General features: G+C 53.0%; 17 protein-coding genes. 5 read left to right on the top strand and 12 right to left on the bottom strand.

Going from position 1 to position 20,381, the window contains the following annotated elements:
* The 8 genes from rffA to trxA form a co-directional block, all read right to left on the bottom strand.
* Positions 1-1,131 (bottom strand): dTDP-4-amino-4,6-dideoxygalactose transaminase, encoded by a 1,131-nt coding sequence (gene rffA / locus JOE09_RS24905; protein WP_105595137.1) that lies wholly within the window; start codon positions 1,129-1,131, stop codon positions 1-3.
* Complete coding sequence (rffC, locus tag JOE09_RS24910) at positions 1,128-1,823, bottom strand: dTDP-4-amino-4,6-dideoxy-D-galactose acyltransferase (RefSeq protein ID WP_239553286.1); 696 nt, start codon at positions 1,821-1,823, stop codon at positions 1,128-1,130. Before rffC ends, rffA begins: the two co-directional genes overlap by 4 nt.
* Before the next feature lie 36 nt (positions 1,824-1,859).
* A complete protein-coding gene (wecC, locus tag JOE09_RS24915; protein WP_205067722.1) occupies positions 1,860-3,122 on the bottom strand; it encodes a UDP-N-acetyl-D-mannosamine dehydrogenase in 1,263 nt (420 codons plus the stop codon).
* Positions 3,119-4,249 (bottom strand): non-hydrolyzing UDP-N-acetylglucosamine 2-epimerase, encoded by a 1,131-nt coding sequence (wecB, locus tag JOE09_RS24920; RefSeq protein ID WP_200547530.1) that lies wholly within the window; start codon positions 4,247-4,249, stop codon positions 3,119-3,121. The genes wecC and wecB overlap by 4 nt, the downstream gene beginning before the upstream one ends.
* A gap of 10 nt (positions 4,250-4,259) precedes the next feature.
* Positions 4,260-5,321, bottom strand: coding sequence for an ECA polysaccharide chain length modulation protein (wzzE, locus tag JOE09_RS24925; RefSeq protein ID WP_205067723.1), 1,062 nt, complete (start codon positions 5,319-5,321; stop codon positions 4,260-4,262).
* A 46-nt stretch (positions 5,322-5,367) separates the two neighbouring features.
* Positions 5,368-6,456 (bottom strand): UDP-N-acetylglucosamine--undecaprenyl-phosphate N-acetylglucosaminephosphotransferase, encoded by a 1,089-nt coding sequence (wecA, locus tag JOE09_RS24930; RefSeq protein ID WP_205067724.1) that lies wholly within the window; start codon positions 6,454-6,456, stop codon positions 5,368-5,370.
* Positions 6,457-6,743: 287 nt separating this feature from the next.
* Positions 6,744-8,003 carry a transcription termination factor Rho gene (gene rho / locus JOE09_RS24935; RefSeq protein WP_105595131.1) on the bottom strand — a complete coding sequence of 420 codons (1,260 nt, stop codon included), beginning with the start codon at positions 8,001-8,003 and terminating at the stop codon, positions 6,744-6,746.
* 360 nt (positions 8,004-8,363) lie between these two features.
* Positions 8,364-8,693, bottom strand: coding sequence for a thioredoxin TrxA (gene trxA / locus JOE09_RS24940; RefSeq protein WP_105595130.1), 330 nt, complete (start codon positions 8,691-8,693; stop codon positions 8,364-8,366).
* Positions 8,694-8,823: 130 nt separating this feature from the next.
* Between trxA and rhlB the strand changes: the two genes are divergently transcribed.
* Both rhlB and gppA read left to right on the top strand, forming a co-directional pair.
* Positions 8,824-10,116: an ATP-dependent RNA helicase RhlB gene (gene rhlB / locus JOE09_RS24945; protein ID WP_205067725.1), complete on the top strand. Its 1,293-nt coding sequence runs from the start codon at positions 8,824-8,826 to the stop codon at positions 10,114-10,116.
* A gap of 7 nt (positions 10,117-10,123) precedes the next feature.
* Entirely contained in the window at positions 10,124-11,608 is a 1,485-nt protein-coding gene (gene gppA, locus JOE09_RS24950) for a guanosine-5'-triphosphate,3'-diphosphate diphosphatase (protein WP_200562699.1), read from the top strand.
* A gap of 8 nt (positions 11,609-11,616) precedes the next feature.
* Here gppA and rep read toward each other — a convergent pair whose 3' ends face one another.
* The 3 genes from rep to JOE09_RS24965 form a co-directional block, all read right to left on the bottom strand.
* Positions 11,617-13,635 (bottom strand): DNA helicase Rep, encoded by a 2,019-nt coding sequence (gene rep / locus JOE09_RS24955; protein WP_105595127.1) that lies wholly within the window; start codon positions 13,633-13,635, stop codon positions 11,617-11,619.
* 75 nt (positions 13,636-13,710) lie between these two features.
* The gene (locus JOE09_RS24960) at positions 13,711-14,514 is read right to left on the bottom strand and encodes an SDR family NAD(P)-dependent oxidoreductase (RefSeq protein WP_205067726.1); all 804 of its coding nucleotides are present in this window, start codon (positions 14,512-14,514) and stop codon (positions 13,711-13,713) included.
* Between the two features lie 17 nt (positions 14,515-14,531).
* On the bottom strand, positions 14,532-15,332 hold the full coding sequence (locus JOE09_RS24965; protein WP_239553288.1) for a MoaF C-terminal domain-containing protein: 801 nt from the start codon (positions 15,330-15,332) through the stop codon (positions 14,532-14,534).
* 196 nt (positions 15,333-15,528) lie between these two features.
* Here JOE09_RS24965 and ppiC point away from each other — a divergent pair, with 196 nt between their 5' ends.
* On the top strand, positions 15,529-15,810 hold the full coding sequence (ppiC, locus tag JOE09_RS24970; RefSeq protein ID WP_105595124.1) for a peptidylprolyl isomerase PpiC: 282 nt from the start codon (positions 15,529-15,531) through the stop codon (positions 15,808-15,810).
* Positions 15,811-15,869: 59 nt separating this feature from the next.
* Here ppiC and ilvC read toward each other — a convergent pair whose 3' ends face one another.
* Positions 15,870-17,348: a ketol-acid reductoisomerase gene (gene ilvC, locus JOE09_RS24975; RefSeq protein ID WP_200547526.1), complete on the bottom strand. Its 1,479-nt coding sequence runs from the start codon at positions 17,346-17,348 to the stop codon at positions 15,870-15,872.
* Between the two features lie 161 nt (positions 17,349-17,509).
* On the opposite strand from ilvC, the gene ilvY reads away from it, so the two are divergent.
* Positions 17,510-18,391, top strand: a complete 882-nt coding sequence (gene ilvY / locus JOE09_RS24980) for an HTH-type transcriptional activator IlvY (RefSeq protein WP_105595122.1) — start codon at positions 17,510-17,512, stop codon at positions 18,389-18,391.
* A gap of 298 nt (positions 18,392-18,689) precedes the next feature.
* Positions 18,690-20,369, top strand: a complete 1,680-nt coding sequence (locus tag JOE09_RS24985) for a two-partner secretion domain-containing protein (RefSeq protein WP_205067727.1) — start codon at positions 18,690-18,692, stop codon at positions 20,367-20,369.
* Positions 20,370-20,381: the final 12 nt, after the last annotated feature.

A 20,381-nucleotide genomic window follows, 5' to 3' on the forward strand; every position in this document is an offset into this window, starting at 1 on the left:
TCAGGAAAGATAGCTGCGTAAGGAGCCAATTACCGTTTTCTGATTATTATCAGAAAGGTTATAGAACAACGGCAGCCTCAGCAGGCGGTCACTGTCCTGCTGGGTATAGCGATCGGTACCGTGGAAACGGCCAAAGCGCTGCCCGGCAGGCGAACTGTGCAGCGGGATGTAGTGGAACACCGCCATGATTTCGGCCTCTTTCAGCCAGGAAATCAACGCGGTGCGGTCGTCGTTATCACGCAGCTTCAGGTAGAACATATGTGCGTTGTGCTCGCAGTCTGCCGGGATGCCCGGCAGAGAGATCCGTCCACGCGCGGCAAACGGTTCCAGCGCGGTGTAGTAATTTTGCCAGAGGTGTAAACGCTGCTGGTTAATGCGCTCCGCCGCCTCCAGCTGCGCCCAGAGATAGGCGGCCTGCAAATCGGCCATCAGGTAGCTGGAGCCGATGTCGCGCCAGGTATATTTGTCCACCTGCCCACGGAAGAACTGGCTGCGGTTAGTGCCTTTTTCGCGGATGATTTCCGCACGCTCAACCAGCGCCGCATCATTAATCAGCGTCGCCCCGCCCTCGCCCCCGGCGGTGTAGTTCTTCGTTTCGTGGAAGCTGAAGCAGCCGATATGGCCAATGGTGCCCAGCGCGCGGCCTTTATACGTCGACATCACGCCCTGCGCGGCATCTTCGATCACCCAGAGTTTATGTTTCTTCGCCAGCGCCATAATGGTGTCCATCTCGCAGGCCACGCCCGCATAGTGGACCGGCACGATCGCCTTAGTGCGCTCGGTGATCGCCGCTTCAATCAGCGTCTCGTCAAGATTCATCGTATCCGGGCGCACGTCGATAAAGACAATGGTGGCACCGCGCAGAACGAAGGCATTGGCGGTAGAGACAAACGTGTAGCTCGGCATAATCACTTCATCGCCGGGCTGGATGTCGATCAGGATCGCGGCCATTTCCAGCGAGGCGGTACAGGACGGGGTCAGCAGCACCTTACGGCTGCCAAACCGCTGTTCCATCCACTGCTGGCAGCGGCGGGTAAAGCCGCCATCGCCGCACAGCTTACCGCTGCCCATGGCCGACTGCATATATTCAAGTTCAGTTCCCACCACCGGTGGTGCGTTAAACGGGATCATGGCGTTTTCCTGTATAACCAGTAGGCGGTACGTTCAATCACGCCACCGCAGCGAAGATAGAGGCGCAGCGCAGCAAGGTTACCCAGCTGCGTTGCAACGTGAAGTCGGGTCAGACGCCGGGCACGGCACCAGTCATTTGCCGCATCCATCAGCCGCTGGCCAATCCCTAATCCCTGATAAGCGGGCAGCACGGCCAGTAGCCCAATGCGCGCCGTCCGGTCCTCCAGCTCGCGCAGAGAGACAAAGCCCTGCATAACACCCTGCTCATCCACCGCCAGCAGGCACTGATGGTCGAAAGTGCCGCGAACGGCGTTCTCAATCCACTGCGCGTAGAAGCGTCCGCTGTCACCCGCAGCAAACCAGGGCGCGCGAAAGCGGCTCCAGATAAAGGCTTCACTCGCCGCCTGCCGCAGGGCCGGAATATGTTCGCCGCGGGCGATGCGAATACCGGTCGGGCGCTCAGCGGGGGTGATGCCCAGCACGCAATCCGCCTCGCCCTCCACCATGCTGAAGCCCAGAGCGCTGAGCGCATCCAGCTCGGCACTTTGCTGTGCCAGCACTTTCACCTGTACCAGCGGCCAGTCATCCAGTACGGCAATATCCAGCGGCGTTTCGCCCTGCAATTCCAGCAGGGCACTTCGCTGACCGAAAAATGCATTTTCCCAGACGAGAGGTTTAAGCGTGGCAAACATACGCACCTCCACGGGCAGGAAAAGCGAGCCGGTTAATCATCGCCACACGCCTTTGGTATCGACGATATAGCTCTGCTGCACGGCTTCCGGCCTGATGGCTTTAAACTGGCGGTGATCGACCAGCATCACCAGCACATCTGCCTGCTGAAGCGCATCGTCCAGCGCCAGCAGCGTGACTTTATCGCGCAGTTTTTCCGGTAGCTGGTGTACGTGCGGCTCCACCACCAGCGTACTGCCCTGATGCCAGTCGGCAATCAGTCGGGTGACCTGCATCGCAGGGCTTTCCCGCAGATCGTCGATGTCCGGTTTAAACGCCAGACCAAAGCAGGCAATTTTCAGGTCGCTGGCGCGCTTATCGCTGGCCATCAGGCACTCTGCTACCCGCTGCTTCACCTGTTCCAATACCCAGTGGGGTTTAGCATCGTTGACTTCACGCGCGGTGCGGATCAAACGCGACTGCTGCGGGTTTTGCGCGACGATAAACCAGGGATCGACGGCAATACAGTGGCCGCCGACGCCCGGTCCCGGCTGCAGGATATTCACCCGCGGATGGCGGTTAGCCAGGCGGATCAGCTCCCAGACATTAATTTTCTGCTCGGCGCAGATCAGCGAGAGTTCGTTGGCGAAGGCAATGTTGACGTCGCGGAAACTGTTCTCGGTGAGTTTGCACATTTCCGCGGTGCGGGCGTTGGTCACCACGCACTCACCTTCAAGGAACAGGTTGTACAGGTCACAGGCACGCTGCGAGCTGGTGGCGGTCATGCCGCCGATGACCCGATCGTTTTTAAACAGCTCAATCATGACCTGCCCCGGCAGCACGCGCTCCGGGCAATAGGCAATGTGGATATCCGACGCGTCGCCCGCCTGCTGCGGGAAGGTCAAATCGGGACGTTCACCGGCCAGCCATTCGGCCATCTGCTCGGTGGCACCGACCGGCGACGTGGACTCCAGGATCACCAGATCGCCTTTCTTCAGCACCGGCGCAACCGAGGCCGCAGCGGCACGGACATAGGACATATCGGGCTGATGGTCGCCCTCAAACGGCGTAGGAACGGCGATCAGAAAAGCGTCAGCGGGTTCCGGCCGGGTGGCGGCACGTAAGAATCCCCCCTCAACGGCGGTTTTCACCACCCGATCGAGGTCAGGTTCAACAATATGGATTTCACCACGGTTGATGGTATCCACTGCGTGGGCATTAACGTCAATGCCGATAACCTGCTTCTGGCGTGAGGCAAAAGCCGCAGCGGTTGGCAGGCCGATATACCCCAGGCCGATAACTGAAATGGTGTTAAAATTCATAATGTAATCCGATTATTTTTTAATGCCTGCACGATGCGCTGGCAGGCGAGCCCGTCGCCGTAGGGATTATGTGCGTGACTCATTGTTTGCCAGGCTGCTTCATCGGTCAGCAGGCGGGTCACTTCACTGACTATTTTAGCGCCATCGGTCCCCACCAGCCTGACCGTACCGGCCTCAATCGCTTCGGGACGTTCAGTGGCATCGCGCATCACCAGCACCGGTTTACCCAGCGACGGCGCTTCTTCCTGGATACCTCCGGAATCGGTGAGGATCAGCCAGGCCCTGTCCATCAGCCAGACAAACGGCAGGTACTCCTGCGGCTCTATCAGAATGATGTTGTCGATGCCTTTAAGGATACGATTCACCGGCTCGCTGACGTTCGGATTGAGGTGGACCGGATAAACAATTTGCAACTGCGGATGCAGACGGGCGATTTCAGCCAGTGCGTTACAGATACGCTCAAAACCACCGCCAAAGCTTTCCCGGCGGTGTCCGGTGACCAGCAACAGCTTTTTATCGGCATCGAGAAAAGGGTATCTGGCCGCCAGACCGTTTCGCAGCTTTTCATCGCTTAGCACACGATCCCGCACCCAGAACAGCGCATCAATGACCGTATTGCCCGTAACAAAAATACGCGAGTCAGGCAGATTTTCACGTACCAGGTTCTGCCTGGAACGTTCGGTCGGTGCAAAATGGTAGCTGGCAAGGTGCCCGGTCAGCGTGCGGTTAGCCTCTTCAGGCCAGGGAGAGTAGAGATCTCCGGTGCGTAAACCCGCTTCGATATGCCCGACGGGGATACGGTGATAAAACGCCGCCAGGCTGGCAGCCAGCGTGGTCGTAGTATCACCATGAACCAGCACTACGTCCGGGGTAAAATCGGCAAATACCGTTTTCAGCCCCTCCAGGATACGGCTGGTGATTTCGGTCAGCCCCTGTCCCGGGCGCATGATATTCAGATCGTAATCCGGCACCAGTGAGAACAGATGCAACACCTGATCCAGCATTTCGCGATGCTGGGCAGTAACGCACAGGCGGGACTCTATTTCATGATCCTGCGCCAGCGCATGGACCAGCGGGGCCATTTTAATTGCCTCGGGGCGCGTGCCAAAAACCGTTAATACTTTCACCGTCGCTCTCTCAATTGGTCCGTTGATTAACAACATGACCTTTGCGAGGTCGGCGTATCAGCGCGGTCCCGGCGCCAGTCAGGGCACCTACTGCCCCCCACATGATCATCAATAACAGACGACGCGGGCTGTCGCGGGTTACCGGCTCTTCCGGCGTACGCAAATAGCGCCAGGTCTGGAATGCTTTAACCAGGGTTGGGCCAACATTGAGCGTAGCCAGCATGGCACGGTTCTGGTCGTACTCAACATCGTAAGAAGGGCCGCTGGCACGCAGGTTTTCCAGCCGCGCCTGCAGCATGGGCCGCCCCAGCAGGAACAGCTCAGAATCCGGTAGCTGCTCGGAAGGCGTATCGGTTTTCGTCTGCTCGAAACCCTGCTGCTGAGCAATCTTCAGCGCCTGCTCAACGCTGTGGATCTCACGATCGTAAATCGCGGTAGCGACCGCTTCCTGCCGTTTGATCTGCGCTTTTAGCTGGATGCTGCGCGCCGCCCATGCGCCGGCCAGCTCTTCATTCAGATGCGTCGTTGCGCGTCCATTGGCGAAAGCCACGTACTGGCGCAGCAGCGTATTAGCATCCCCTGAGGTTTCAGCCACCAGCTTAACGGTGTCATTGATGTTTTTCGCCGCATCTGCCGGTTGGAACTGGATATTGGCAATCAACTCATCCAATAACGCGGCATTTTCACGCGCGCTGCCGGTTTGACGCTGCTTGTAGTAATCGGACTGCAACCAGAAATCACGCCGGGTATCCCAGGCAGAAAGCTGCATGATAAATTCCTGGTACGCTTCATCCATAACGGTTGGCTGCGGTGCGTTCAGGTTAATATTTCCGGCGCGCTGATCCAGGTTATTGAGGAACTGCTGCTGGGAGTAAAAGCCGGACAGCATGTTAACCGTCGGCCGATCGGTAATCGCCGTGGTACTCCATTTCGGCGTGACCACCAGCGTGTAGAGCCAGGCCAGCAGAGCAAACAGCACGCCTCCACCAATAATCCAGAATTTACCGCGCCATAGCGCACAGCAAAGACCGCGAATATCCAGCTCGTTATCGGCAGCAACAGGATGGGTCATACATCATTTCCTTATCGTCAGGGCATCTATCAATCAGTTAAAAAGCTTAGCTGTCATTATTGTTATTACGCAGGCGACGCTTTACACGTTTGATCATTCGCGCAACGCGCCAGGCGCGTTTTATGCAGTAGCCATACAGCATAAAAGCCAGTAAAAACAGAATCAGCATGACCCATTCCGGGGTAAAACTCAGATATTCACCCAGAACCCCGATCGCTGCCAGCAGTGCTGCTGCCAGAGTAATCAGCATAAACGCCTGTCGTGAGGTGAAGCCCGCACGCATTATAAGGTGATGAATATGCTGGCGATCTGCCGAGAAAGGGCTCATTCCTTTACTCAGACGGCGATACATAATAGCGACCATATCCATCAAAGGAATAGCGATCAACCACAGCGCGGTAACCGGGGTAATCGGATGGCTTTCACCCTGAGTGGCGGCCAGCAGGATCCAGATAATCGTGAAGCCGATCAGGGTGCTACCGGCGTCGCCCATAAAGACTTTGTAACGGCCACCAAACATGCCGAGATTGAGCAAAATATAGGGGACAATAGCGGCGATCATCGTGAAACACCACATTGCCAGACTGCTCTGCCCGTCAAACAGCAGGATGATCCCCATCGCCATAAAAGAGACGCAGGACAGGCCACCTAACAGGCCGTCGATACCGTCAACCATATTAAAAGCGTTGATCGCAGCCCAGACGGCAAACAGCGTCAGTACGTAGCCAAATGGGCCAACAACCAGCTCCCAGGGGCCAAAAATATGGCCAAGGCTGAACAAATACAGTTTGGCCTTAACCATCATTACCACGGCGACGCCAGCCTGAACCACAGCGCGAATTTTTACACTAATATCAAAGCGATCGTCGAGTGCGCCGACCAGGACAAGGCAGCCTGCACATATCAGATAGAGGCTAAAATGGGGAATGTAGTAATCGGAAATGGCAAAAGCGAAGCAGCTGCCGGCAAACACGGAAACACCACCGACCAGCGGGATCACACCCTGATGACGCTTGCGATAGTTGGGTCTGTCCACCAGCCCAATGTTTTTAGCGGCCTTGCGGGCAAAAAATAGAAACGCCAGCGAAAAAACAAAAGTCAGTGCAAGCTCAGTACTCATATTGAGTAAATTCACATTAATCAGCTCTCTGCGAAGAATTGCGTAATGTTATAAGCAAAAATAGTGCCATAATCATCCGTGTAATTCTGATTTTATCGACCAGGACGAGCAAAAATTAACCTCGTTTAATTGCAGTCCTGAACCATACACCAGGTTTAGTTCTCCCTTAACCGGCTAGCGTATAGGTCAAAAACAAAAAACGCCACGACTAAGCGTGGCGTTACCCGAGTTTGTTTTTTGGCGAAGACAACGAAAACGGCAACGCTTCAGCAGCGTACCGCTTTCAAAGCATCATCAAACCATTACGAACGTTTCATCATGTCGAAGAATTCGTCGTTGGTTTTGGTCATCGCCAGTTTGTTAATGAGGAATTCCATTGCGTCGATTTCACCCATTGGATGAATGATTTTGCGCAATATCCACATTTTCTGCAGCTCTTCGGATGTGGTAAGCAGCTCTTCTTTACGCGTACCTGAACGATTATAGTCGATAGCAGGGAATACGCGCTTCTCAGCGATTTTACGCGCAAGGTGCAGTTCCATGTTGCCGGTACCTTTGAATTCTTCGTAGATAACTTCATCCATTTTAGAACCGGTATCGACCAGCGCCGTAGCGATGATAGTCAGGCTTCCGCCCTCTTCAACGTTACGTGCAGCACCGAAGAAACGCTTTGGACGATGCAGGGCGTTCGCATCAACACCACCGGTCAGAACCTTACCAGAGGCAGGAACAACGGTGTTGTAGGCACGCGCCAGACGGGTGATGGAGTCCAGCAGGATGATGACATCCTTTTTATGCTCAACCAGGCGCTTAGCCTTCTCGATCACCATTTCAGCAACCTGCACGTGGCGTGATGCCGGCTCGTCAAAGGTAGAAGCAATCACTTCACCTTTAACCAGACGCTGCATCTCGGTCACTTCTTCCGGACGCTCGTCAATCAGCAGCACCATCAGCACACAGTCAGGATGGTTGTAAGCGATGCTCTGCGCGATATTCTGCAGCAGCATGGTTTTACCGGCTTTCGGCGGTGCCACAATCAGGCCACGTTGGCCACGGCCAATCGGCGATGCCAGATCCAGCACGCGTGCGGTAAGGTCTTCGGTAGACCCGTTACCACGCTCCATACGCAGACGAGAGTTCGCATGCAGCGGAGTTAAGTTTTCAAACAGGATTTTGCTACGCGCATTTTCCGGTTTGTCGTAGTTAACTTCGTTAACTTTCAGCAGCGCAAAGTAACGCTCACCTTCTTTTGGTGGACGGATCTTCCCAGAGATTGTGTCACCAGTGCGGAGGTTGAAGCGGCGGATTTGGCTGGGGGAAACGTAGATGTCATCGGGGCCTGCGAGGTAGGAACTGTCTCCGGAGCGGAGGAAACCAAATCCATCCTGGAGTATCTCGAGTACGCCATCGCCGAAGATATCTTCGCCACTTTTAGCATGCTGCTTGAGGATGGCGAAAATAATATCCTGTTTGCGCATACGCGCCAGGTTTTCCAGCCCCATGTTTTCGCCGAGAGTGATCAGGTCAGAAACCGGCGTATTTTTTAATTCGGTAAGATTCATAATGGTGGGTTCTTAAACTCGGGGTAAATCTTGAACTGTTTGTCGTGAATAGTATGGCAAAAGGTCCATGCCTGTTAAATGGCACTCTGTTCTAAAGTCCGCTCGATGATCACGTACAGGAAAACGCAGATCCGAAACGAGGAGACGGTGTAGAAAGACGCCGGAATTCAGTTGATGCTAACCGTCAGATTGCTGAATGTCTGTAAGATTTAGACGAATACAGTATTCAACAAGGGATAATTCTAAAGATTCAAACTACAGGTAAGTTCGTCGTGCAGCAGATTTAACTTAGCACGCTTAATGCGGGGCGTCTAGCGGTCTGAGAAAAATTACAAACCGCCAGGCGCCGGCAAAGCATGATTAGCCCAGGTTCGCGTTCAGGAACTCTTTAAGCTGACCTTTAGACAGTGCGCCAACTTTAGTCGCGATGACTTCGCCACCTTTAAACAGCAGCAGTGTTGGGATACCGCGAATGCCGTACTTAGGCGCTGTAGCCGGATGCTCATCAATGTTGAGCTTGGCAATAGTCAGCTTGCCTTCATACTCTTCGGCAACTTCATTCAGGATTGGGGCAATCATCTTGCAAGGGCCACACCATTCTGCCCAGAAGTCTACCAGCGTTAAACCATCAGCTTTCAGGACATCAGTTTCGAAGCTATCATCGGACAGGTGAACAATTTTAGCGCTCATGTTTACTCCAGGGGGATTATCTTGATCTTGATGATGTAGCATTAAGCAGCATCAGATTAACAATTTCACTGCTTTTATTTCAACGGATATGCTTTCGTAAAGCAATACTTAGCTGATATTCTACCACACTATGAGCAAAACACACTTAACCGAAAAGAAGTTTTCCGACTTCGCCCTGCATCCTCAGGTCATTGAAGCTCTTGATAATAAAGGGTTTCATAATTGCACGCCTATTCAGGCGCTGGCATTACCTTTTACGCTCTCCGGGCGTGATGTAGCAGGTCAGGCGCAAACCGGTACGGGCAAAACGATGGCGTTTTTAACGTCAACGTTTCATCATCTTCTTTCTCACCCTGCACCGGAAGGCCGCCAGGTTAACCAACCGCGCGCGCTGATCCTGGCTCCGACGCGTGAACTGGCCGTTCAGATTCATGCGGATGCGGAACCGCTGGCGCAGGTTACCGGGCTAAAACTCGGCCTTGCCTACGGTGGCGATGGTTATGATAAGCAGCTGAAAGTGCTGGAAAGCGGTGTTGATATTCTGATTGGCACCACGGGCCGTTTAATCGATTATGCGAAACAAAATCACGTTAATTTAGGTGCTATCCAGGTCGTCGTCCTCGACGAAGCCGATCGTATGTTCGATCTCGGCTTTATCAAAGATATCCGCTGGCTGTTCCGCCGCATGCCTGCCGCGAACCAGCGCCTGAATATGTTGTTCTCCGCTACGCTGTCGTTCCGCGTACGCGAGCTGGCCTTCGAAAACATGAACAACGCCGAGTACGTTGAAGTCGAGCCAGAGCAGAAAACCGGGCACCGTATTAAAGAAGAGCTGTTCTACCCTTCCAACGAAGAAAAAATGCGTTTGCTGCAAACGCTGCTGGAAGAAGAGTGGCCTGACCGGGCGATTATTTTCGCCAACACCAAGCACCGCTGCGAAGATATTTGGGGTCATCTGGCTGCCGATGGTCATCGCGTAGGCCTGCTGACCGGTGATGTGGCTCAGAAAAAACGCCTGCGTATTCTGGACGATTTCACCAAAGGTGACGTGGATATCCTGGTTGCGACTGACGTAGCCGCTCGTGGTTTACACATTCCTGCAGTAACGCACGTGTTTAACTACGATCTGCCTGACGATCGCGAAGATTATGTTCATCGCATCGGACGTACCGGTCGCGCTGGCGCAAATGGACACTCAATCAGCCTGGCCTGTGAAGAGTACGCGCTGAATCTGCCGGCGATTGAAGAATATATTGGTCACAGCATTCCGGTCAGCCGCTATAACAGCGATGCACTGATGACTGAGCTGCCGCCGCCAAAACGCTTAACCCGCAACCGCACAGGCAACAACCTGCGTCGTGGGGGAAATAACAATCGCCGTGGTAGCGCACCGCGAAACCCTAACCGCAAACGCTCAGGTTAACGTCTCTATGCTCAGCGCGTCATCACTCTATGCTGCAATCGATCTGGGATCGAACAGTTTTCATATGTTGGTGGTGCGCGAGGTGGCTGGCAGTATCCAGACCATTGCCCGCATCAAGCGTAAAGTGCGTCTTGCTGCAGGTCTTGATGGCAGCAGCCAGCTTTCTGAAGAAGCGATGGAGCGCGGCTGGCAGTGTCTGCGGCTGTTTTCAGAACAGCTGCAGGATATTCCCCCGGAGCAGATCCGCGTCGTGGCCACTGCCACACTGCGTATCGCCGTCAACGCCGACAGTTTCCTGGTTAAGGCTCAGCAAATCCTCAATTGCCCGATTAATGTCATCAGCGGTGAAGAGGAAGCTCGGCTGATCTATCAGGGCGTCGCTCATACTACCGGCGGGTCCGATAAACGCCTGGTGGTGGATATTGGCGGCGGCAGTACGGAACTGGTCACCGGTAAAGGTTCGCAAACGACCTCGCTGTTTAGCCTGTCGATGGGTTGCGTCACCTGGCTGGAGCGTTATTTTACCGACCGCCATCTGGGAAAAGAGAATTTCGCCCAGGCCGAAGAGGCCGCGCGTGAAATGATCCGCCCGGTAGCAAGCGTTCTGCGTGAGCAGGGCTGGCAGGTTTGTGTCGGTGCTTCCGGCACCGTGCAGGCGCTACAGGAAATTATGATGGCGCAGGGAATGGATGAACGCATTACCCTGAACAAACTGCAGCAGCTTAAACAGCGCGCCATTCAATGTGGCAAGCTGGAAGAGCTGGAAATTGAAGGCCTGACGCTGGAGCGCGCTCTGGTGTTCCCGAGCGGGCTGTCGATACTGATTGCCATTTTCACCGAACTGAATATCAGCAGCATGACCCTGGCAGGTGGCGCACTGCGCGAGGGCCTGGTGTACGGCATGCTGCATTTGCCCGTCGATCGCGATATCCGTAAACGCACGCTGCACAATATTCAGCGCCGCTTCGCTATCGATGTTGAGCAGGCCGATCGCGTGCGCCAGCTGGCAGAAAGCTTCACCCGTCAGGTGAGCAACAGCTGGAAGCTGGACGATCTGAGCCGCGACCTGTTGGAAAGCGCCTGCCTGATCCATGAAATCGGCCTGAGCGTCGATTTCCGCCAGGCTCCGCAGCATTCCGCTTATCTGGTACGTCATCTGGACCTGCCGGGCTTTACGCCTGCACAGAAAAAACTGCTGGCCACCCTGCTGCAAAACCAGGTCAACGGTATCGATCTGGCACTGTTAAGTCAGCAGAATGCCGTACCGCCGCGCGTGGCGGAACGCCTGTGCCGTCTGCTACGCCTGGCGATTATCTTCTCCAGCCGCCGTCGCGATAACACACTGCCAGCCGTTCGCTTACAGGCCGATGATGATACGCTGAGCCTCACGCTACCTGCAGGCTGGCTGCAGGCGCATCCGCTACGCGCCGAACTGCTGGAGCAGGAAGTCCACTGGCAGAGCTATGTACACTGGCATCTGACCGTCGTCTGACGGTCGTATTATTTCTTCGCTTTATCCAGCATCGCGCGCAGACCGGCTACCCGACTTTGGCCGGTTTGCATCCGCTCTTCCGCACTCACCACCTTGCGTTCTCGCTCCCACTGCAGATCATCCTGCGGCAGTTCCAGTAAAAAGCGGCTGGGTTCCGGGCGAATCAGCTCACCGTACTGACGGCGTTCGCGGCACAGACTGAAAGTCAGCTCTTTTTGCGCACGGGTGATGCCGACGTAGGCCAGGCGACGCTCTTCCTCAACGTTGTTTTCATCAATACTGCTCTGATGGGGTAACAGTCCCTCTTCCATGCCCACCAGATACACATAGGGGAACTCAAGACCCTTTGAGGCATGCAGCGTCATCAGCTGCACCTGGTCGGCCTCTTCATCGCTCTCACCGCGCTCCATCATATCGCGCAGGGTGAAGCGCGTAACCACCTGGGTCAGCGTCATCGGTTCATCGATATCGCTGCCTTCGAGCATTTCCGTCATCCACTGGAACAGGGTATTGACGTTCTTCATGCGCATTTCGGCGGCTTTCGGGCTGGCGGAGGTTTCAAACAGCCAGCTCTCATAATCAATACCGTGGATCAGATCGCGTACGGCGGCCACCGGCTCCCTCTCGGCCAGCCTTGCAATTTCCTGCAGCCAGTGGGTAAAGCGCTGGAGTGACTCCAGCCCGCGGCCGGTCAGCGTCTGGCCCAGTCCCATATCAAAGCTGGCGGTAAACAGGCTCTTATTACGCTGCATCGCCCATTCACCCAGCTTTTGCAGTGTGGCCGATCCAATTTCGCGCCGCGGCGTATTAACGATGCGCATAAAGGCGCTGTCGTCATCGGCATTGGTCAGCACCCGCAGATAGGCCAGCAGATCTTTGATTTCCGGGCGCGAGAAGAATGAAGTACCGCCGGAAATCCGGTACGGAATACGGTTCTGCATCAGCATTTTTTCAAAGACCCGCGACTGGTGGTTGCCGCGATAGAGAATGGCGTAGTCTTTATACTGCGTCTTATTAATAAAGTGGTGTGCTATCAGCTCGCCCGCCACCCGCTCGGCTTCGTGCTCTTCATGGTTAGCCATAACCACCTTCAGCTCCGCTCCGTAACCCAGCTCGGAGAAAAGGCGTTTTTCAAACACGTGCGGATTATTGGCGATCAGGATGTTCGCCGCTTTCAGAATACGTTCCGAAGAACGGTAGTTCTGCTCCAGCTTGATCACCTGCAACGCCGGGAAATCCTCTTTCAGCAGCACCAGGTTCTGCGGCCTCGCCCCGCGCCATGAGTAGATAGACTGGTCATCGTCCCCGACTACGGTAAAGCGCGCACGGCTGCCTACCAGCAGTTTAACCAGCTCGTACTGGCTGGTGTTGGTATCCTGATATTCATCCACCAGCAGGTAGCGAATGCGTTGCTGCCAGCGCTCGCGGACTTCCTGATTGCGCTGGAACAGCAGTGTAGGCAGCAGGATCAGATCGTCGAAATCCAACACGTTGCAGGATTTCAGGTGTTTGTCATACAGCGCGTAGCAGTGGGCAAAGAGCTTGTCGCGTTCGGACTGAGCGCCTGCGGCGGCACGAGGCGGGTCCAACAGATCGTTTTTCCAGTTTGAGATCGTCGAGGTTAACAGCTGAAGCAGATTTTTATCGTTTTCCAGCCACTCCTCGGTCAGATCTTTCAACAGCGCCAGCTGGTCCTGATCGTCAAACAGAGAAAAGTTAGACTTCATCCCCAGCGCGGCATATTCACGCTTGATGATTTCCAGACCGAGCGTATGGAAAGTAGAGATCATCAGTCCGCGCGCTTCTTTGCGGCCCAGCGTCTGCGCCACGCGCTCTTTCATCTCGCGCGAGGCTTTATTGGTGAAGGTCACAGCAGCAATGTGCCGGGCCTGATAGCCACATTCACGAATCAGATGCGCAATTTTATTGGTAATTACGCGCGTTTTACCCGAGCCGGCTCCAGCCAGTACCAGACAGGGTCCGGTAACAAATTCAACGGCGTGTTGCTGACCAGGATTAAGACGCATAGCTTGATTATTCCACTAATAAAACAGGCAGGAAGTATAACCAAAGAAAGCCTGCCTGTAGAGCAGTGGAGCCGCTCAAAACCGGGAAGAAAAGCTGAGGGTCGGTAAATCAACAATATGCGCACCGCCGTCAACGACCAGCGTTGCGCCAGTGATATAGGACGCCTGTGCAGAAAGCAGAAAGCTAATCACTGCGGCAATCTCTTCCGGCTGTGCCGGGCGCGCCAGCGGCAGGTTTTTCGTCACTTCTCGATAACCAGCGGCAATATCCGCTCCCCAGCCGCGCCGTGATGCCAGTTGCATCATCTCTTCATCTGCCATAGGCGTGCGCACCCAACCTGGACATATCGCATTTACCCGCACGCCATATTCGCCATAATCGCGTGCCATGGATTTGGTCAGGCCGATCAGCGCGTGCTTTGTCACCGTATACCCCGCGACATCCGGCCCGGCAAACAAACCGGCCAGAGACGAGATCACCACGATGCTGCCGCGCTGCTGTAACAACTGCGGCAGCGCCGCACGCGCGGTGACAAAAGCGCTGTTCAGATTCCCGTTCAGACTTTGCTGCCATGCTGTGTCATCGGTTTCATCGACACGGGAAAAACCGTGCCCGCCGGCATTGGCCACCAGCCTGTCGAGATGACCGAAATGGTTGATAATTCTCGCTATGGCATCCGCCGCCTGCTGGCTGTCGGCCATATCCGCCGTCGTATAAAATGCACCGCAGCTTTCGGCGACGGCTTTCAGCTGCTTTTGACGACGCCCAACAATCGCCACCTTTGCTCCCTGCTCTGCAAGGTAGTGCGCAGCTGCCGCCCCTATTCCGCTACCGCCGCCGGTGATCAGTACCGTTTTATCTTTGAGATCCGTATCCATTTTCTGCTCCTTGCCACTTAAAGCGGCACTACGCCAATGGGATAACAGTTAAAGCTCATTTTAGAGATTAGCGCCCCCGCGGGTCGGATCTGCACTTCGCCCGAGGAAGCAATTCCCATAAAAATGCCGGTACAGCGCCCCGAAAGGTAATCAAAGAAAAAAACGGAGCAGACCGGGATAATTTTTTCCCGGAAGGTAAACAGATACCTGTCCGGCTCAAATTTATAGTAGGTGGCGTAATCCATATCGCCGTGGCCAAACTGCTCTCCGCGCAGGTTCTGCCAGGCATAGCGTTCGGTGTTGACATAGAAATGCTCATAGTAATGATTGGGGCTATAGACATTCAGCGTCCGATACCCAATCAGTTCGCGGGTCAGTGCCGGAGGATGACCGGTCGGAACGGCATCACCCAATGCACCACACAAAAATTTCTGGGCAAGACGTGAGCCTCCTAAAGCCTGTTCCGGTGACAAAATACTGCATCGCACCGCCAGCACCCGGCGGGTAATGCTGTTAATCACCAGAATCAAACATTCGGACGTCTGTTCACCCAGCGAAAAGCTGAAAAAGTAACGATCGTTCGACAGGCAAACCTCATCTACCGGGGATTCGCCTTTTTCACTGCCCCAGGTCCAGTGCAGGGCATCGTGACGAAAATCCAGTCTTAGCGGTTCGGCTTCATCAAACTTCAGGTTAAGCACCTTACCCTGCCAGTGTCGGGTCGATGGCAGACGATTAGTGTCGATTCCACGGGCGAAGTCATCATAGTTTTTCCAGCCGGGTTCGGCTGACGGGTTCAGTACTGACGATGGACTCATTATTACTCTCCTTGTTGTGTTAAACAGAGAGCCAGTCTAAATAACGCGATATGAGCCGAACGTGACCTGATGGTCATAATTTCGTCTACTTGTCGATATGGCATCAAATGCGCCTGTCGCGCCGGGAAGAGTGAGCAGGTATAGTAAGCGCCATCCGGCCTGCGGGCCTGACTGACTAAATATTCTGGAGAGCAACATGGCGAAAATGGCAGCAGCACTGCACATTCTGGTTAAAGAAGAGAAACTGGCACTGGATCTGCTGGAACAGCTGAAACAGGGTGGTGATTTCGAAAAGCTGGCGAAGAAACACTCTACCTGCCCTTCAGGGAAAAAAGGCGGACATCTGGGTGAGTTCAAACAGGGTGCGATGGTACCGGCGTTCGATAAAGTGGTGTTCTCTTGCCCGCTGATCGAGCCGCAGGGCCCGCTGCATACGCAGTTCGGCTACCACATCATTAAGGTACTGTACCGAAAATAAAAAATGGCACCCGAGGGTGCCATTTTTCACTCTGGCGGAGGGTTAATCCGCTGAGAACATTAGCCTGCTACGGCGATACGTTTCATATCGGTCATGTAGCCACGCAGAGTGCGGCCTACAGACTCGATTGGGTGCTGACGAATCGCTTCGTTAACGTCACGCAGCTGCGCGTTATCAACGGTAGTCGAAGTGCTTGCTGCTTTACCCAGATCGCCCGCCTGCAGCGTAGTCATGAACTCTTTCAGCAGCGGTACCGCCGCGTAAGAGAACAGGTAGTTACCGTATTCTGCGGTATCAGAGATAACCACGTTCATTTCATACAGACGCTTACGTGCGATGGTGTTCGCAATCAGCGGCAGCTCGTGCAGTGATTCGTAGTAAGCAGATTCTTCGATGATGCCCGCATCCAGCATGGTTTCAAACGCCAGCTCAACGCCTGCTTTAACCATGGCAACCATCACCACGCCTTCGTCGAAGTAGGTCTGCTCGGCAATTTTACCTTCGAACTGTGCAGCAGTTTCGAATGCGGTTTTACCGGTCTCTTCACGCCAGCCCAGCAGGTTTTTGTCGTCGTTAGCCCAGTCGGCCATCATACCGGAAGAGAATTCGCCGGAGATGATGTCATCCATGTGCTTCTGGAACAGCGGAGCCATGATGGTTTTCAGCTGCTCGGACAGCGCATAGGCACGCAGTTTAGCCGGGTTAGACAGGCGATCCATCATCAGCGTGATGCCGCCCTGCTTCAGCGCTTCGGTGATGGTTTCCCAGCCGAACTGAATCAGTTTTTCTGCGTAGGCAGCATCAGTACCTTCCGCCACCAGCTTGTCGAAGCACAGCAGAGAACCGGCCTGCAGCATACCGCACAGGATAGTCTGCTCGCCCATCAGGTCAGATTTCACTTCCGCAACGAAAGAGGATTCCAGCACGCCCGCACGGTGACCGCCGGTTGCCGCTGCCCAGGCTTTAGCAATCGCCATGCCTTCGCCTTTTGGATCGTTTTCCGGGTGAACCGCGATCAGCGTTGGCACACCGAAACCACGCTTGTATTCTTCACGAACTTCCGTACCCGGGCACTTCGGTGCCACCATCACTACGGTGATGTCTTTACGGATCTGCTCACCGACTTCAACGATGTTGAAACCATGAGAGTAGCCCAGCGCAGCGCCGTCTTTCATCAGCGGCTGTACTGCCTGAACAACAGAAGAGTGCTGCTTGTCCGGAGTCAGGTTAACCACCAGGTCAGCCTGTGGGATCAGATCTTCGTAAGTGCCTACCTGGAAACCGTTCTCGGTCGCTTTACGCCATGAAGCGCGTTTCTCAGCGATCGCTTCTGCACGCAGAGCATAAGAAATATTCAGGCCAGAATCGCGCATGTTCAGGCCCTGGTTCAGACCCTGAGCACCACAGCCAACGATGACGACTTTTTTACCTTTCAGGTAGCTTGCTTCATCAGCAAATTCTTCGCGCGCCATGAAGCGGCATTTACCTAATTGCGCTAACTGGTTGCGCAGGTTCAAAGTGTTGAAATAGTTAGACATGGGCACTCCTGAAGTTGTGTTCGCGTTTTATTTGTTGTCCGGGCTGTCGATTTCTCCGCCCTGAATAGACCCTATCATATGACAGGAAATCTATTGCTGAAATTGATATATTAACAACGTGACATTGCATGTTTTGCAACGTAAAAACGAGGTTCGATTCCATGGATTTGCGCGACCTGAAATTATTCCTTCATCTGGCGGAAAGCCGCCATTTCGGGCGCAGTGCGCGCGCCATGCACGTCAGCCCCTCCACGCTCTCCCGCCAGATCCAGCGGCTGGAAGAAGACCTGGGCCAGGCGCTGTTTCTGCGCGATAACCGCACCGTCACCCTGACCGATGCCGGTGAACGCCTGCGGCAGTTTGCCCAACAAACGCTGTTGCAGTATCAGCAGATGCGCCACGCCATCGGGCAGAATGGCCCATCACTAAGCGGTGAGCTGCGTCTGTTCTGTTCTGTTACCGCCGCCTACAGCCATCTGCCGCCGATCCTCGATCGCTTTCGTGCCGAACATCCGCTGGTTGAAATCAAGCTGACCACCGGCGATGCCGCCGATGCGGTGGAGAAGGTGCAGTCAAATGAAGTCGATATTGCCATTGCCGGGCGGCCGGAAACGCTGCCCGCCAGTATTGGCTTTATGCCGCTGGGGCTAATCCCGCTGGTGCTGATTGCGCCCGCGCTGCCCTGCCCGGTACGTAACCAGGCAACTCAGGCAGAGCCGGACTGGGCACAGATCCCATTTATCCTGCCCGCGCAGGGGCCATCGCGCCGCCGTATCGACCTCTGGTTTCGCCATCGTCATATTGCGAATCCAATGATTTACGCCACGGTATCCGGGCATGAAGCGATTGTTTCGATGGTGGCGCTGGGCTGCGGTATTGCACTGCTGCCGGATGTGGTGCTGGAGAACAGCCCGGAACCGATTCGTAACCGAATTCTGGAACTGGAAGACGTGGAGATGGTTGCGCCGTTCGAACTGGGCGTGTGCGTACAAAAAAAGCGGCTCAATGAGCCGCTTATCGATGCTTTCTGGAATCTGCTTTAACCGGCAAGGAAGATGTTAAATAGTTATAGCAGCCAGTTTATTAAAACTACTCCAACAGAATCAGCCAGTAAGATAATTTACTGGCTATTATAAGAAAGTGAAAATCAGTTTAAAACTGATCTTTATAAAAACACTTATTATTAAATTTCTCGACATATAAACAGAACAACAAAAAACCAAGAAGTTAAAAAATATTGATAATTAACTTAATAGGCAAACTACTATATTAATAAAAAGCATTTAATAGTAATCTCATTGTTCTTCAAGGAAGTAATTCATACCAAAAAAGGATGTTACTGTGAAAATCAAACGAATCATTTCTTCAAAAAACAAAGAATTCAGAGTCGCTCCCACAAGTGCCATGCTATTTTTAGCATTAGGTTACGTGAGCATGGCTCAAGCGGCTATTCTTGCTGATCCAAATCAATCTCAAAAGCCCCAAGTATTGGGTAATGTGAATGGTTCAATAACTGTAAACATTAACTCAACGTCATCTGGCGGGATCTCTCATAACAAATACTCTCAGTTTAATATTGAAAAGTCAGGAGTTATCCTCAACAACAGTAATACATCTAACTATACCGAGCTTGGTGGGTACGTTAGCGCAAATAAAAACCTGACAAAAGGGCCGGCGCAATTAATCATTAATGAAGTGACATCTAATAAAACCAGTACACTTAACGGAAAAATTGAAGTTTCTGGAAACAAAGCTGATGTTATCATCGCTAACCCTGCCGGTATCGTATGCGATGGCTGTGGATTCATTAATACTGGTTGGAGTACGCTGACAACCGGCCATCTGAAAATGAACAATGGTGAATTATCTGGAATTAATGTCAAAGAGGGCATAATTACTATTTCTGGCAAGGGTATGGATGACAGGCGATCTGATTATACCGCATTACTGTCCAATACCGTTAAAGTCAACTCCCAATTAAAGGCCAATGACCTACAGGTTATGGCCGGCCAGCATAATTACCTTGTCCAAGGTTACGGAAAATGGCTTAGCAATGGAGGTGCAACACAGCGAGTCAACGCAACAGGTTTAGATGTGGCTGCACTTGGCGGCATGTATGCGAATAAAATTACCCTGGTCGTTGAACAGGATGGTGTTGGCATTAATAATAAGGGCCTTATCTCGGCAGATACTGACCTTAGTATCAGCACAAATGGTATAATCAGCAACACTGGAAAAATTAGTACAGGTGGCGATATTGATATCAATACTGTTGATACCTTCAGTAATGATCGAGGCACCCTAACCAGCGCCGGAGATTTCTATCTCAATAGTCAAAAGACAAGTAATAATGCTGGACACATCGATGCAAAAAATATAAACATAGTTTCCAACCAGATTATTAACACCAATAGCAATAGTTATTCACCTACATCAGGGAAAGAAGGCGGGATGATAGCAGATGAAAACCTGATTATTAATAGCGGCGTGAACATTGATGGGAATAATGGTAACTTCCGTTCTAATAACGGGGCCGTATCATTAACCGCAGCCCAAAAGAACGATCTTTCATCCAGCACAATTAATGGTTCAGATATCTATCTAATTGGGGAAGAAGTTAAGACAGGGGAAGCATGGAAAGCTTCAACTCAAGTAGGATATGAGGTGCTAAAAGCGGCAAAAATTAACGCCAGAAATGATGTTAATATCAAAGCAGGTGAATTTTATTACAACAATGCCGTTATTAACTCCAAAAATGACGTAAATATAATCGCGGGCCGCATTGGTGTTTGGAACGTCATCTCAGCAAAGAAAGATGTGAATCTTATTGCTAAAACAGGACAGATCAATAACTACAATACAATTTTCAGTGGTTCAGATATCTCACTGACATCTCCACAAGGTATTTTCAATGATAAGTATGGGAAGATATTAGCTGCAGGGAATCTGTATACCAGCGGCTCAAGCCTGACTAATAATGGTTTTATTTCATCTGAAAACTATGATGATTACAGTTTCTAGTCATTAAAAAAG

It is taken from the genome of Pantoea coffeiphila, from assembly GCF_016909495.1.
Lineage (GTDB): Bacteria > Pseudomonadota > Gammaproteobacteria > Enterobacterales > Enterobacteriaceae > Erwinia > Erwinia coffeiphila.